This window comes from Microvirga alba (assembly GCF_015694465.1).
In the GTDB taxonomy this organism is placed as follows: Bacteria; Pseudomonadota; Alphaproteobacteria; order Rhizobiales; family Beijerinckiaceae; genus Microvirga; species Microvirga alba.
In genome coordinates this window covers 39,919-54,630 of the sequence record NZ_JADQDO010000013.1, presented here as the reverse complement: position 1 = coordinate 54,630, position 14,712 = coordinate 39,919, and the positions used below count along the sequence as shown (strand labels likewise).

Genomic DNA, 14,712 nt, shown 5'->3' with positions numbered 1-14,712 from the left:
GACTCGGGGAGGGAAATGCGCGTTCTTGTCGTCGAAGACACCGCCGACATCGCCGAAGCAATCGTGATGCGGCTCGAAAAGATTGGTCATGCGGTCGATTGGGAGCGGGACGGCCTTATCGCGGCCGAGCTCTTGGCTGTGCAGGCCTATGACCTCGTCATCCTCGACCTGACCTTGCCCGGACGGGACGGCCTGACGATCCTGAAGGAAATGCGCGCCCGCCGCTTGCGGACCCCCGTGCTGGTTCTCACCGCTCGCTCGGCCGTCGGCGAGCGTATCGGTGCGCTCGATCTGGGCGCCGACGACTACCTCATCAAGCCCTTTGACTACGGTGAACTGGAGGCTCGCGCCCGCGCCCTGCTGAGGCGGAGCGCCGGGCAGCCGGACAACCTGCTGCGGTTCGGTCCGCTCTCAATCGACCGGGCTGGGCGCATCGCCACCATCGGCGACCGGCCGCTCAACCTGACGCGGCGGGAGCTGACGGTTCTTGAAATTCTCGCTGCGAGGCCTGACCGGATTGTTCCTAAGGAGGAACTCGTTGAGCAACTGTTCAATTTCGACCAGGAGGCGAGCCCGAACGCCGTAGAGCAGTTTGTCGCGCGCCTGCGGCGCAAACTCGCCGATGCTCCCGTCGAAATCCGTACCCTGCGCGGGTTGGGGTATCAGCTTGCGACGCTCTGATCTTCGCCTCTCCTTGCGGGTTCGCATCATTGCTGTGCTTTCGGTGGTGCTTGCAGCGGGCGCCGTCATCCTCGGCCTCGCGGCCTGGCACTCGGCCTCCGTAGCAGCGCAGCAAGCCTATGACCGGTTGCTGACCGGTGGAACGGTGCAGATCGCGGAGAACGTCTATGTCCAAGGCGGCGTCGTGGCGCTGGAGCCTCCGGCTTCGGCCATCGCGACCCTCTCGGCCTACGATCTCGTCTTCTACAAGGTTGTCGACCCGCGTGGGATTGTCGTGGCCGGCTACGAGGACCTCAGCTCCAAAGTATCGCTCGCTCAGGCCAGGACGGGCGTCGTGATTGAGGATGGGACCTATCAGGGACAATCCGTCCGCATCGCTACCGTCGCCAGGCGCATTGACGATCCAGCAGCGGGGGGCTGGGCGACGATTGTGGTTGCCCAGACCGTCGAGGCCCGGCGTGCCCTCGCGCGCGCCCTCACGCTCAAGGCGCTGGCCGTCATAGCGGTGATGAGCGCTCTCGCCCTTGTCGCCACCGGCCTCGCGGTCAAGGTAGCACTGAATCCTCTCACGCGTATCGAGCGCGAGATTATGAGCCGGCGCCCTGACGATCTCAGGCCGCTGGAGGCGGAACCCCCTGTCGAAATCCGCAATCTGGTCCAGGCCATAGACGATTTTATGCGTCGCCTTTCGGACCGGATGGCGGTGATGCAGCGCTTCATCGCCGATGCGGCCCACCAGATCAGGACGCCGCTTGCGGCGCTGGACGCCCAGGTGGAGATCCTCTCGAATGCGCCTCCCGCGAGGCGCGCGGGCGCTATCGAGCGCATTCGCGAGCGCGCAAGCGAACTTGCGCATCTGACAGGCCAACTTCTAGACCATGCGATGGTGATCCATAGAGCGGACTCCGTTCCCACTGTCCCGATCGACCTGAACGCGCTCGCCAAATCCGTTCTGGCCAAGTCGGTGCCACTTTCTCTGCCGCGCGAGGTCGACATAGCGTTCGCGCCGGCAGCCAACGCCCCAACGATCGAGGGCGATCCCGTCATCCTTCGCGAGGCCCTCGGCAATCTCATCGACAATGCGCTCTGTCATGGCGCGCGCAGTCGGATGATTGTCGCTGTCGGCACCGACACCGAGCACGCGTGGATCGAGGTTCGCGATGATGGCGATGGGTTCGCGGCCGCGCCACAAGAGTTCGTCGCTCCATTTCACAAAGGGGAGCGCTCGACGGGATCGGGGCTAGGTTTGGCGATCGCCGCCGACGTCGCCAGAGTCCATCATGGTTCATTGGTGTTCGGACGCGACGACCGAATGACCTCGGTCCGTCTGGTGCTTAGGCTTCAACGCCGAACATCAGGAATGGGCTTTGACCGCTCTGAAACGTAGAGCAGCCGACTCTAGAAAGAGGGGGAAATCCTCTGGGATCTGTCGCAACGCTGAGGATAGAATGCCGCCTGACCTCTCACGCGGCCTCAGGTGGCCAGCATTCTGAACTGATCGGCGGAGATGACTACGGATTGAAGGCAAGCCTCACCTGTTGTTTGCGCATTATGTGAACTATCTCAGCCGTCGAGAATAATGCGGGCACTGTCCATCGATTGACACATCCCACGGCATCCGAGCCCCGTCGCTGCCGGATTGCCATTATGAAATCGCAACCCCAAAATGTTTCGGATTCCCTTTTCAAGAGGAGAGGCGCGGATCACCTCTGATCCACGAGGTCCACCGATCCAGAAGGCCCCGCGCCCTGAAGGAGGGTTGCTGCCCCGTTGACAGCAGCGGCACACTCATTCTACTCATTATCCGAAACGTTTTGGACGAGGTGCCAGTGCGTGCTCCCGGGGAGAAGCAGACGCGCCTGAAAGAGCTCGCACAGGAGCTCGGCCTTTCTATTACGACCGTTTCACGCGCCCTTGCAGGCTACCCTGACGTCAGCGGCAAGACGCGCGAGCGCGTGATGCAAGCCGCTCAAGCCGCCCAGTATGTTCCCAGCCGCGCGGGTCGCATGCTCGTTTCCGGCCGGAGTGATTTCGTCGGAATGATGCTCCCGATCCGGGGAGACATCGTCGACGCCTTCCTCGGCGTATTCATGACGGGTCTTGCCGATGGACTCGCGGGACATCGCCGTGACCTCATTCTGGCGACCGTTTCTCCCGGACAGGATCAACTCGCCGTCCTGCGGCATCTGATCGACGGGCAGCGCGTCGATGCCCTCGTTATCAACCGCCTGACACGGGACGATGCGCGCATTCCATTCCTTCTTAAACGCGGCTTCCCGTTCGTGGCACACGGGCGAGTCCTGACGCCGACCGCGCCTTATCCGTGGGTTGATACCGATGGTGAGAAAGCGCTGTTTAATCTCGGCAACATGCTCATGGATCTGGGGCATCAACACATCGCCGTCATCGGGCCGACCGAACCCTATACTTATGCCTATTTCCGGAAGCGCGGACTCATGACGGCGGTGGAAGGGCGAGGTCTGACGATACGGCCCGAAGCGCTGCTCGAAGCGCAGCAGGGCGACAAGGCGGCGACCTTGCAGACGGCCGAACGCCTGCTCGATCTCGTTCCTCGACCGACCGCGATCATCGGGCTGACGGACATACTGGCTTGTGCGGTCCTGGAGGCAGCTCGTCGGCGCGGGATCTCCGTACCGGACCAGCTTTCCGTGGTCGGGTTCGACGACGTGCCCATCGCGGCTTATGCGGACCCCCCGCTTTCGACCTTCAACCAGCGCGGCGGCGAGGCGGCGCATATCGTCGCCGACATGATCGTCGCGTGTCTCGAACAAGGCATGGAGGCGGTTTCCCCGCGCCTGATCGAGGCGGAGTTCGTTTCTCGCCGGAGCCACGGACCTGCGCCGAGTCCACGCGCCCGATAGGGCGCGCTAATCGAACCCATCAGGCAAAAGCCTGAGGTAACAAAGGGAGGGAAGTATGTTTCGTATCAATAAGGGCCAACGCTTGGCCGTTCTGACTGCAAGCGTTCTCATGACGACCGCCGCCACCGGCGTTGCCAAAGCCGATCCGTTGCTGTTCTGGTCGACCGCGGCGACGCCGGTCGAAGAGACCAAGATGATGCGCGAGCAAGTGCTCGCCGGCTTCGGCAAACCTGTCCAGTATCTGGCGCAGGATCCGGGGCCCTTCGCGACCCGCATCGGGGCCGAGGCTCAGGCGGGCAAAGGCACGATCGGCATCATCGGCGGCCTGCACGGCGAACTCGCGTCCTTCTCCTCCGGCTTCGTCGACCTCTCCGACGTGGTCGGCAAGTCGGGCGCGAAGGTGAACGGCGCATATGCGGCACTGGGCAAGCTCGGAACTTCCGAGCAGAAATATGTGCCGTGGATGCAGGCCACCTACATAATGGCCGCCAACAAGAAGGCGCTCCAATATCTGCCGAAGGGCGCCGATCTCAACAACCTGACCTATGCCCAGCTGATCGAATGGGGCAAGACCATGCGCCAGGCCACGGGTTCGCCGAAGATCGGCCTTCCGGCTGGTCCGAAAGGCCTGATCCACCGCTTCTTCCAAGGCTATCTTTATCCGTCCTACACCGGCTCGAACGTCGTGAAGTTCCGTTCGCCGGAAGCCGAGAAGATGTGGGGCGATTTCAAGGCCCTGTGGGCGGAAACCGATCCGGGTTCCAACAATTACGGCTTCATGCAAGAGCCTCTGATGGCCGGTCAGGTCTGGGTCGCCTGGGAGCACACGGCGCGCCTGAAAGATGCTTTCGACAAGATGCCGGACGACTTCGTGGCCTTCCCGGTTCCGGCTGGCCCCGCGGGCCGCGGCTTCATGCCGGTCGTGGTCGGTATTTCCGTCCCGAAGACCTCGCCGGATGCCGCAGAGGCGAAAGCACTCGCGGCTTACATGCTCAAGCCCGAGACGCAGATCACGACGCTGCGCGTAACCGGCTTTTTCCCGGTGGTGGATGTGACGCTCCCCGCTGACATGCCGCCTTCCGTGCGGCTCTCCGGCGCTGCTGTCGCGGCGCAGTCTTCGGCGTCGAACGCGAAGCCGAGCCTGCTGCCCGTCGGGCTCGGCGATCTCAACGGCAAGTTCAACAAGGCGTTTTCCGATACCTTCCAGCGCATCGTGCTGCGCGGCGAGGATGTGAAGGCGGTGCTTGCGCAACAGGGCGACGTCGTGAAGTCGATCCTCGATGAAGCGAAAGCACCGTGCTGGGCGCCCGATCCGACGACCCAGAACGTCTGCACCGTCGAGTAATCCGAACCTCCTTGCCGGCGGCTTTGCCGCCGGCATCCATCTCTTTTGAGAGCGAGGACCGCTTATGCGGGAAACGCGCTGGCTTCCTTATGCCCTTCTCCTGCCCGCGACGGCCTTCCTGCTCGCGTTTTTCTTGCTGCCTTTCATTGAAGTGGCGCTGAATGCCTTCACGCCGAAAGGCGGCGGGCCGTTCTCGCTCAATCATTTCCGCACCATGATCGGTGATTGGAAGTTCGGGCCAGCCGTGCGCAACACCTTCGTGCTCACGCTTATCATCGTGCCCTTGCAGACGATCCTGGCTTTGGCCTTAGCGAACCTCGTCATGAAAGTGCAGCGGCGTGCGGATGTGCTGCTCTATATCCTGACCATCCCGCTCGGCATTTCCGATCTCGCCGCCGGCTTGATCTGGCTCGCGATCTTCGAACAGACGGGCTATCTTAATTCCATCCTCTCCGGCCTCGGCGTGATCCCCGGTCCGCAGACCATTCTCAGCTATCAGAACATGTGGGTTCTCTTCGCGGCGGTCATCCTGGCGGAAGTCTGGCGCGCCACGGCGATCATGCTCGTTATCCTCGTTGCAGGAATGGGCCTGATTCCACGCGAATATTACGAGGCCGCAGAGGTATTCGGCGCAAGCGCATGGAAGCGTTTCCTGCGCATTACCCTGCCGCTCCTGAAGCCGAGCCTTCAGACCGCGCTCATCCTGCGGACCATTCTCGCCTTCGAGGTCTTCGCCATCGTCGCGGCGCTTGCGGGCACGAACCTCCAGGTGCTCATGGGCGAAACCTATGCCTGGCAATTCGACTTCCAGGACAACGGTGTCGCCTCGGCTTACGCGCTTCTGATCCTTGCCATTTCGGTCGGCTTCACCGTGCTGTTGCTGTGGGCGCTTCGCGACCGCACGGGAGTGCGCGCATGAAAGCGATGTCCCTTCGCAACCCCGTCATCCGGCGCAATGGCAACTTTCTCATCGGCACGGCTGTGGTTACCGCCTGCCTCTGGGTGCTGGTGCCGCTCTATTTCCTAGCCGTGAACGCCCTGAGCTCGCCGAAAGCCGTCATCGGCTTTCCCAAGCCGGCCGTTCCGCAATTCAATCTCGAGAGCGTGCATTTCTTCGCAACCTATGAAGGCGTCGCCACGGCGCTTCTCAACTCGGTCCTCGTCGCCGGGTTGACGATGGTTCTCGCCATCGGCCTTGGTGCTCCGGCCGGCTATGCGCTGGCGCGGTTCGACTTTCCCGGCAAGTCGGCTTTCCGCCTGGTAGTGTTGATGACCCGGGCCTTTCCGTTGCCGCTTCTGGCACTCCCGCTCACCGTTCTTTATATTCGCACCGGCCTCGACGATACGGCTCTGGGGCTCGCATTCGTCCACACGACGCTTGCGCTCCCATTCTCGATCCTCATTACGGCATCGCTCTTCCTGTCGATCCCGGTGGAGTTGGAAGAGGCGGCCTGGACGCTCGGCTGTACGCGGATAGGCGCGTTCCGTCATATCGTGCTGCCGCTCGCGGTGCCGGGCATCGCCGCATCCGCCGTCTTCGCCTTTGTGACCTCGTGGAACGAGGTTTTCGCGGCGGCGGTGCTGACGGTGCAGCATCGAACGCTGACCGCCTTCCTTTTGCAAAGCCTCGATGTCTCGCCGTTGCCGCTGAAATTCGCGGGCGCTGCGGCACTCGTCCTGCCGACCCTCATCTTCCTCTTCGCCGTTCGCAAATATCTGTTCTCCCTCTGGGGAATCGCCAACCGCTGAGCCGGTTGGGAAGGGTTTTCATCATGGCCGATATCGACATCATTGGAGTTGCCAAGACCTTCGGGAGCTATCAGGCCCTCAAGACGGTCGACATGCATATTGCCGACCAGGAATTCATGGTGCTCCTCGGCGCTTCAGGCTCCGGCAAGACGACGCTGCTGCGCATCATCGCAGGTCTTGAATACGCCAATGCGGGCGAGGTTCGCATCGGCGGACATCGCGTGGATCATCTGCCTCCGCGCTCCCGCGGCATCGCCATGGTGTTCCAGAACTACGCGGTGTTCCCGCACATGACGGTATTCGAGAACATCGCGTTCGGCCTGCGCATGCAGAAGATACTGAATACGGAAGTCGAGCGCCGGGTGAAGCGCGCCGCGGGTCTGTTGCGGATCGATCAGCTTCTGTCCCGCTATTCCAACCAGATCTCCGGTGGTCAACGTCAACGCGTCGCCGTCGCGCGGGCGCTTGCGGTCGAGCCTGCGGTTCTGCTCATGGACGAGCCGCTGTCGAATCTGGATGCGTTGCTCCGCTTGGAAATGCGCGCTGAGTTGAAGGGCGTTCTGCAGGAAAGCCGCACGACGACGGTCTATGTGACGCACGATCAGGTTGAGGCGATGAGCCTCGCCGACCGAATCGCGGTGATGCACGAGGGCGGCATCGTTCAGGCCGCTTCCGCAACGGAGGTCTATCGCGATCCGGCGACGCGCTTCGTCGGCAGCTTCATCGGGTCGCCACCTATGAATTTCCTTCCCGCCGAGCGGCAGGCTGGAGGTGTAGCCGTCGTCGGCCGGACCTTCCCAGCGGTCGCAGGGCAGGGGGCGCTCGAATTCGGCATTCGCCCCGAGGACGTCGTGCGCGCCGCTGAGGGCTTGCGGGGCAAGGTTCGCGTCGTCGAGCCACTCGGGCCCCACCAACTCGTCACCCTCGATATCGACGGACATTTGTTCCGCGCGGTGATCGAAAACGACCACAAGATCGCCCCAGGCGAGACCCTCGTGCTCGCGCCGAGAGCCGACCGCATCCGCTGGTTCGACCGCGCCTCGGGCGCCGCTATTCATTGATACAGGAGCCGTCTATGTCGACATACGATTACAACGCCGCCTTTGAGCGCGCCGCCCGCATTCTGGCCGACAACGACCAGGGCAGCTACACGGTGCCCACGAAAGGTCTCTATCCCTTCCAATGGAACTGGGATTCTTGCCTGACCGCTCTCGGGCAGCGCCATTTCGACGAAAAGCGCGCCTTCACCGAGATCGAGACGCTTCTCGCCCATCAATGGCCGGATGGCATGGTGCCCCACATCGTCTTCCACAAGAACGACGACGGCTATTTTCCAGGCCCCGGCGTGTGGAATACAGGCCGACCGACGCCGACCTCCGGCATTACGCAACCTCCCGTTCTGGGCCTCGTGCTGCGCCGCCTTTATGAAGAAGCGCGCGACAAGAATCTCGCGGCCGAGCGTATTCGGCCTCTGCTCGCGAAGGCCGCGAAATGGCATCGCTGGTTCTACGACATGCGCGACCCGAAGGGCACGGGCCTGATCGCGATCCTGCATCCGTGGGAATCGGGCCGTGACAATAGCGTGGATTGGGACGAAGCCCTGGCACGGGTTCCGACGGACGGCGTCGAACCCTATCAGCGTCGCGATACGCAGCATGTGAACGCCGGACAGCGCCCGCATAAGTCAGAATACGACCGCTATCTCTGGCTCGTGCAGTGCTTCCGTGGGTTGGGCTGGGACAATTCGAAACTGCACGACGCGTCACCCTTCCAGGTCGTCGATCCCGGCTTCAACGCGATCCTTATGCGCTCCGACGAAGACGTGGCGCATCTGGCCGAGGTGCTCGGCGTCGATGGTATCGCGGAAGATGCACGCTGGCGTGTCGCCAAGGCCCGCGCGGCCTTCGAGATGCTGTGGAGCGAGAAACACGGGCAATATGTGTGCTTCGACCGGGTGGCGAACAAACTCGTCGACAGCCCCTCCATCGGCGGCTTCCTGCCGCTCGTCGCGAGCGTCGGAACGCCGGAGCGGCAGCGCCAGCTTCGCGATCGCATCCGCGCTCAGCGCAGGCAGCTCGCCTATGGCATCGCAAGCCACGATCCGGCGGATACGCGCTTCGAGGCGAAGCGCTATTGGCGTGGTCCGATCTGGATCATCGTCAACTATCTCATTGCCGATGGCCTGAAGCGCTGCGGGCTGGACGATGCGGCGGCCGAGGTGATCTCCGACAGTCTGGCGCTGATCGAGAAGAGCGGCTTCGCCGAGTACTATGATCCACAGACGGGCGAGGGGCTTGGCGGCGGCAGCTTTACCTGGACAGCAGCCATGGTGGCGGAACTTGTGGCGAGCCGACGCGCCGCCTGAGCCCGAGCCTCGTCAGACGGTCACCGCAATTCGGCGGTCCGGGAGAGGAAGATGTCGCGCCTTTCGATTAGGCACGTGCGAGAAGCACTTCGTCCCGTCAACAAATTTTGCGATGTTCTATCAAGGGTTTGTGGCGGAGGGGGTGTCCGCCTAGTTGCGGTTCGTTTCTGTTCGCTACTGTTCTGAATCCCCAAGAAATTCAGCTGCTTTGGCGATCAAGGCTGTCCGAAGTTGTTCGTTTTGTCCTATACAATCCGGCATGATTTGTGGGCTGGATTGTGGGGCAAGAGTTGAAGCGGGCAGGGCGGCACCCAGACAAAGCTCTTTCTGCGCTTCGTGTTCGGCAGCTTAGTAAACCGGGCCGGTACGCAGATGGCAACGGACTTTATCTTGTCGTTGAGCCATCTGGGGCCAAGCGCTGGATCCTCCGCACGGTCGTTCGGGGTAAAAGGCGGGATATCGGCCTTGGAGGGCTTGCACTGGTCTCCCTCGCCGAAGCGCGCGAAAAGGCCTTGGCCTACCGCAAAATGGCCCGCGAGGGCGGCGATCCCCTAGCCGAGCGCAGAGCGCAGGCACGCATCCCGACGTTCGTCGAGGCGGCCGAGCTTGTCTATGCCGAGCACAAGGCCAGCTGGAAGAACGCCAAGCACGCGGCGCAGTGGATCACCACTCTGAAGCAATATGCCTTCCCCGAGCTCGGCTCGCGCCGCGTTGACCAGATCGATACGCCCGATGTCCTTCGCGCCCTGGGGCCGATCTGGCTGACGAAGCCCGAGACTGCGCGCCGGGTCCGGCAACGGATTGGGACTGTCCTTGATTGGGCCAAGGCTGCAGGGTACCGCAACGGCGAGAACCCGATCGATGGCGTCACCAAAGGGCTCCCAAAGCAAAACGGGCGGGATGATCACCATGCGGCGCTGCCCTACAACGAGGCGCCGAACTTCGTGGCCGAGCTGCGCGCCAGCGCGGTGAGCGAGACGGTTCGCCTAGCTTTTGAGTTCCTGATCCTGACGGCCTGCCGGACCGCGGAGGTGCTTGGTGCGACCTGGTCAGAGGTGGACATCGCCCAGCGGATCTGGACGGTTCCGGCAGACCGGATGAAGGCCGGCCGGGCACATCGGGTGCCCCTGTCGGACCGCAGCATCGAGATCCTGAAGCGCGCGCGGCAACTGTCACAAGAAAGCGAGTACGTTTTCCCCGGTAGGTCTGGTGCGAAGCCGCTATCGAACATGGTGTTCCTGATGACCTTGCGGCGCATGCAACTGCCAATCACAGCCCACGGTTTCCGATCTTCGTTCCGAGACTGGGCGGCCGAGCAGACGAATGTTCCGCGTGAGGTCTGCGAGATGGCTCTCGCGCACGTGGTTTCGAACAAGGTGGAGGCTGCATATCGCCGCGGTGATTTGTTCGAGCTCCGTCGTGAACTCATGCGGCTCTGGGCCACCTTCATTGAGCAAGACGCGGGAGCAAGCGAATGAAACCACCGCCACCAGCCCGGTTCGGCCGGCCGCGCTCCCACATCGAAATGGAAGCCCTTGATGGTGATCGGCTCTTCACAGACGCCGATACCGAACTGGAGCGAGATTTCTGGCTCAAGAAGCCACGATGGACGCTTGAGCAGGCTATTGCGATCTCCTTCGGACGCGATCCGCGCTACGTAAACTGGACCACGGTCGAGCCCTATGCGAGTTCGTCCAATCATGCATACGAATACTACAAGCGGCGTTTGATCGTTCTCGATACCCATGCCGAAGGGTATTTGCCCGACCCGATCCCCTCGGCCGAATTCATCCGTTGGACGTTACGGATTAACCTGCATTGCGATGTAGGCGAATACGAGCTTTATGGCCATGCGCCTCCCAGCTGGCCGCCTTCGGTGCCGATGCAGTCAACCCCCACGGCCCGTCCTGATGCGTTGCAGACAGATCCCAAGCTCACGGACCTCTTGAGGCAGACCCAGGCTGAATGTGCGCGGCTTGAGGCACGCGTTCAGCAGCTCGAGCAGGAACTTGAACTTGCCGAAGAGCAACGGGTGATGAAGGCACCTGAAAGGTCCGCCCTGACGATGTTGGTCTACGCGATGGCTCGGGGCCTTTATGGCTACGACCCTTCCAGACTCAAGGGCGACGCGACAAGCAAGATCCTGAGAGCTCTCGATCGCTTCGACCTATCTCTGGATGAAAAGACCATCCGCAAATATCTGAGGCAGGCTCACAACGAGGTTCAGAAACTTAAGCCACGGGAAAATCAGGACTAAATCGGTCCGATTTCCCGTTTGGCCCCAGCATTTCCCGTTTTCCTGATCCGGTTCCCGCACAGCCGGATTGGGCCAGAATAGAACAGCTCCGACCTCGAACGGACGGAGCAAACATGATCGAGAACGATGGCCTGCCAAAAACTGGGTTTGTGCGCATTCGCCAAATCATCAAGCCTTTAGGCCCGATCCCCGTCGGCAAGACCACGTGGTGGGCTGGCGTAAGGTCCGGCCGCTTTCCTCAACCCATCAAAATCGGCCCCCTCACAACCGCATGGCGGGTCGCGGACATACGCGAACTAATCAAGAGGCTCGGAAAAACGGGTTCTTGACGCGCGACGGGATGGCGTCCGCCGAACTTGCCCTGCCGTTGGGGCCAAGGAGATCGGGCGCGTGAATGTGGCCGCAAACGGCACCAAACCTGCTGTCTGTTTGGATCAATACCGTGGTTAATTATCCAAGTGACCTCGAGCCGCTAGAGCTCGGACCGAACTACACCAACGAGCGAATGGCCTGGCACGAGTTGGTCTTGCGCGACCCTCTTTTGAAGCCCTCGGAGAAGGTGATTGCCGGATTGATTATGCACATGATCCGCCGCGAACTGGGATATGCGTACCCCGCGATTGAGACAATGGCGGAGGAGGGCCAACTCTCTCGGAGCACCGTGAAGAGAGCTCTCGATCAGCTTCGCGGCCTTGGTTGGATCTGTACCGAGGAGGTTGGGAGAAACAAGTCGTTACGCTACTACTTATCCCACTCCGGCAATCGCCGTGCCCTGATCGAGGAGGCACGACGAGTGCGCCGGATCGAACGCAAAGTTCGGCGTGAGGAGCGAGGACCGCGACTAGCATCCGCAAACCTCGTAGGTCCACCTGTGACCCTGTTGAAGGCTCACGGGCGAACCTTCGCTAGGGTCATCCGAGACCCTGCCGGAGGGGCCATCAGCGAGCCCCAAACCCAGCTACAGATCCCAGCTAACGTATCCCGGTTGAGATCTAACCCATTGGAAAGGGCTGCCGGGAATCCAGCTGTTGATGTGTCCGGACATGCTATCGCCGTCGAGGCAGGCCTGCCGGAAGAGGAGATCTTCTTTCAACTCAACCGCCATCTTGAAGGATGGTGGCAGGTGCCAACGGAAAAGAAGCACGCTGCTGCCTGCCAAGTGGCCGCTCGAGGCCTCACGCGTGAGGAGGCGAGCGAACTGGCTGAAGCTCTCGGCTGTCAACTGCGCGGCCGGTCCTTCTAAAAGGTGCGTCGGATCCCCTACAAACATCCTGCAGGCGCTCCAAGTAGGGCGTGATGGGAGCGGGCCTTCCCAGGCCGCGGACGTCACGACCGGTCCCTCCGGCCGTACAGCATCAACATGTCAGATTATGTCAGTGCTGGGCTTCGTAGGTTTGCGGCACACTGAACTTGTGCCTGTCCTCATCTATCGAGTTGGCGGAGTTCATGGTTCCTGCTTTCAGAAGCCACGCCGAATCGACTGCAAGTGCCTTTGGAGCTCCCTGCAGCACAATTTCAGCGCGATAAGGGGACAGTTAGGGGACAACTGCACAGCACCCGCTACCGGTACGCTCCGGACGTTTACTGAAGGTCCGGCCTTGTACGGTGAGCAGACCTTTGCATGGCAGCGCCTAGGGCCGAGTTTGACCCAAAGGAGACATTCAGAGCACCGGCGTAAACCCATTATGCCGTTGCTGATGCATGCAGCTCGGTTAGAAGCGATCACGGTCCACAGGCGAAGCTTCGGCATGGGGATTGCAGGATGTAGCCGGTGTCGCCGGACCACACTGAGAGGCACCGCACAATTGGAGCCTAGCAATCGGGCCGGCTGATAGCTATACCCGCGGTGTCAGGTTCGCCTGACTATGATCTAGAGGCAGAGTGGAATAGGCGTTTATCGCTCCGTCTGGAGTTGCCAGTGTCACAGAGGTTCGACGGGCACGAATGGGGCTCATGAAAAGAACTGACTGAGGGGTTCAACATGGCCTGCCCCGAATGGGTGATCCGACTGTGATCTTCATTCAGGGTTGACCTGGCACGCAAGCTGGGCCTGAACACTTAGTTCGCGAGGTGACTCAGGCGCTGTGAGAGTGCATCTGCCGAAGCGCTGAGTAAATTGAGAAGCTCGTCGCGTCGGTGCGCATCGGTGTTGGCCGGTACCATGAAACAGATGGTCGCCGCCGGATTTGCATGTTGGTCGCGAATAGCCGCAGCAAGGCACATGGTGTAGGGATCGGAAAGGCCCGAGGTCACCGTGCGATACTGCTTGCACGCATCCCGCACGTCCTTGATGAAGTCCTTGAACTTGATTTCGCGTCCGTCGGGCAACCAGAAGTCCTCTGGCGGGATCAACTCCTTGATCTCGTCATCAGTCATGCCGCCAAGAAGAAGTCGCCCTGATGCAGTCCAGGGAATCGGAACGAGTACACCCGTCTCGGAGCTAATGCGAAACAGGCTTGAACCTGGGTGCATGAAGGCAACAGTGTACTTGTTGGCGACCAGCATGCAGAGCTGAGTTGTCTCGCCCGTTGCTCGGGATAAGCGAATAGCCTCATCACGACCGAGGCGTACCAGAGGTTGGGACTCCAGATAGGCGTCCGCATAAAAATAGACCGAGCGACCGAAATAGACGCTGTTATCTTGATCGGTCTCGAGAATACCGGCTTCGACGAAGCGTCCGACGATCTCGTAGACGGATGAGCGCGGCGCTCCGAGCGCACGGGCCATGTCACCGATGCTAACCGGCCTGCGGCGCGCTTTCAGAAATTCGAGAATGGCGACGGCACGATCAATTCCGCGCATGCGTGCGTTCGGCTCGTTACTCATTCGTCTCACCTTTCGGACATCGCATCCGCTGAACTGCACCTGAAGCCTATTGCCTAAGGGCAAGAGGTGTGTCTACATTGTTTTATATACCGACAGCGTGTCCAGTATATCGGACAAAACTTCAAGCGGATTTCACAGCTTCTTGCTTCCTGCCCGGAGGTTTTGCGCCGTGTCCCATTTGCCGTCCAATCGCACCGCCGAGAGGCGAGGACTACAGCGCTTCGGGATCGGTGCGCGGATGAGCCAGGCCGTCCTGGTGAACGGATGCGTCCACGTGGCCGGCCAGATCGCGGATACCCGCAAGGGATCGATCGCGGTTCAGACCGCGGAAGTGCTCGCGAAGATCGAGGCGTTGATCGGACAGGCGGGCGCCACCAAAGCGGATCTCGTGGCGATCAACGTCTTTCTACCGCACATCACTGATTTCGATGCGATGAACGCTGTCTACGACTGTTGGATCGACCCGGCTCATCCGCCTGCGCGCGCCTGCGTGGAGGCCAGGTTGGCCGATCCAGACCTGAGGGTCGAGATGACCGCAATCGCTGTTGTGACATGATCGCGTAGACACAGCATCAGGCGGGAACCGACAACCCGAGAGGAGATGGAC

General features: G+C 61.3%; 13 protein-coding genes. 12 read left to right on the top strand and 1 reads right to left on the bottom strand.

The annotated features are described in order from the left end of the window. The first annotated feature begins 15 nt into the window (after positions 1-15). The 11 genes from I2H38_RS18920 to I2H38_RS18865 all read left to right on the top strand — a co-directional run bounded on the left by I2H38_RS18920 (position 16) and on the right by I2H38_RS18865 (position 12,522). The gene (locus tag I2H38_RS18920; RefSeq protein ID WP_196273433.1) at positions 16-681 is read left to right on the top strand and encodes a response regulator transcription factor; all 666 of its coding nucleotides are present in this window, start codon (positions 16-18) and stop codon (positions 679-681) included. Next, positions 668-2,068, top strand: a complete 1,401-nt coding sequence (locus I2H38_RS18915; protein ID WP_229426807.1) for a sensor histidine kinase — start codon at positions 668-670, stop codon at positions 2,066-2,068. Before I2H38_RS18920 ends, I2H38_RS18915 begins: the two co-directional genes overlap by 14 nt. A 442-nt stretch (positions 2,069-2,510) precedes the next feature. Further along, the gene (locus I2H38_RS18910) at positions 2,511-3,563 is read left to right on the top strand and encodes a LacI family DNA-binding transcriptional regulator (RefSeq protein ID WP_196273431.1); all 1,053 of its coding nucleotides are present in this window, start codon (positions 2,511-2,513) and stop codon (positions 3,561-3,563) included. Positions 3,564-3,618: 55 nt separating this feature from the next. After that, a complete protein-coding gene (locus I2H38_RS18905) occupies positions 3,619-4,908 on the top strand; it encodes an extracellular solute-binding protein (RefSeq protein ID WP_196273430.1) in 1,290 nt (429 codons plus the stop codon). Positions 4,909-4,972: 64 nt separating this feature from the next. After that, on the top strand, positions 4,973-5,827 hold the full coding sequence (locus I2H38_RS18900; RefSeq protein WP_196273429.1) for a carbohydrate ABC transporter permease: 855 nt from the start codon (positions 4,973-4,975) through the stop codon (positions 5,825-5,827). Further along, positions 5,824-6,657 (top strand): carbohydrate ABC transporter permease, encoded by an 834-nt coding sequence (locus tag I2H38_RS18895; protein WP_196273428.1) that lies wholly within the window; start codon positions 5,824-5,826, stop codon positions 6,655-6,657. Before I2H38_RS18900 ends, I2H38_RS18895 begins: the two co-directional genes overlap by 4 nt. 23 nt (positions 6,658-6,680) lie before the next feature. Beyond that, positions 6,681-7,718 (top strand): ABC transporter ATP-binding protein, encoded by a 1,038-nt coding sequence (locus I2H38_RS18890; RefSeq protein ID WP_196273427.1) that lies wholly within the window; start codon positions 6,681-6,683, stop codon positions 7,716-7,718. A gap of 14 nt (positions 7,719-7,732) precedes the next feature. Then, complete coding sequence (locus I2H38_RS18885) at positions 7,733-9,022, top strand: amylo-alpha-1,6-glucosidase (protein ID WP_196273426.1); 1,290 nt, start codon at positions 7,733-7,735, stop codon at positions 9,020-9,022. Between the two features lie 290 nt (positions 9,023-9,312). Then, positions 9,313-10,500: a tyrosine-type recombinase/integrase gene (locus I2H38_RS18880; protein ID WP_196273425.1), complete on the top strand. Its 1,188-nt coding sequence runs from the start codon at positions 9,313-9,315 to the stop codon at positions 10,498-10,500. A 47-nt stretch (positions 10,501-10,547) separates the two neighbouring features. Then, a complete protein-coding gene (locus I2H38_RS18875) occupies positions 10,548-11,279 on the top strand; it encodes a hypothetical protein (protein WP_196273424.1) in 732 nt (243 codons plus the stop codon). A 442-nt stretch (positions 11,280-11,721) separates the two neighbouring features. Continuing rightward, positions 11,722-12,522, top strand: a complete 801-nt coding sequence (locus tag I2H38_RS18865) for a helix-turn-helix domain-containing protein (protein WP_196273422.1) — start codon at positions 11,722-11,724, stop codon at positions 12,520-12,522. 815 nt (positions 12,523-13,337) lie between these two features. Here the strand turns inward: I2H38_RS18865 and I2H38_RS18860 are convergent. Further along, entirely contained in the window at positions 13,338-14,081 is a 744-nt protein-coding gene (locus I2H38_RS18860) for an IclR family transcriptional regulator (protein WP_196273421.1), read from the bottom strand. A gap of 262 nt (positions 14,082-14,343) precedes the next feature. Here I2H38_RS18860 and I2H38_RS18855 point away from each other — a divergent pair, with 262 nt between their 5' ends. Further along, positions 14,344-14,661 carry a RidA family protein gene (locus I2H38_RS18855; protein WP_196273420.1) on the top strand — a complete coding sequence of 106 codons (318 nt, stop codon included), beginning with the start codon at positions 14,344-14,346 and terminating at the stop codon, positions 14,659-14,661. The last annotated feature ends 51 nt before the right edge of the window (positions 14,662-14,712 follow it).

Excerpts from the sequence above, each read along its gene's own strand:
- I2H38_RS18920 (WP_196273433.1), top strand. The coding sequence starts at position 16 with ATGCGCGTTCTTGTCGTCGAAGACACCGCCGACATCGCCGAAGCAATC.
- I2H38_RS18905 (WP_196273430.1), top strand. The coding sequence starts at position 3,619 with ATGTTTCGTATCAATAAGGGCCAACGCTTGGCCGTTCTGACTGCAAGC.
- I2H38_RS18900 (WP_196273429.1), top strand. The coding sequence starts at position 4,973 with ATGCGGGAAACGCGCTGGCTTCCTTATGCCCTTCTCCTGCCCGCGACG.
- I2H38_RS18895 (WP_196273428.1), top strand. The coding sequence starts at position 5,824 with ATGAAAGCGATGTCCCTTCGCAACCCCGTCATCCGGCGCAATGGCAAC.
- I2H38_RS18890 (WP_196273427.1), top strand. The coding sequence starts at position 6,681 with ATGGCCGATATCGACATCATTGGAGTTGCCAAGACCTTCGGGAGCTAT.
- I2H38_RS18885 (WP_196273426.1), top strand. The coding sequence starts at position 7,733 with ATGTCGACATACGATTACAACGCCGCCTTTGAGCGCGCCGCCCGCATT.
- I2H38_RS18875 (WP_196273424.1), top strand. The coding sequence starts at position 10,548 with ATGGAAGCCCTTGATGGTGATCGGCTCTTCACAGACGCCGATACCGAA.
- I2H38_RS18860 (WP_196273421.1), bottom strand. The coding sequence starts at position 14,081 with ATGCGCGGAATTGATCGTGCCGTCGCCATTCTCGAATTTCTGAAAGCG.
- I2H38_RS18855 (WP_196273420.1), top strand. The coding sequence starts at position 14,344 with ATGAGCCAGGCCGTCCTGGTGAACGGATGCGTCCACGTGGCCGGCCAG.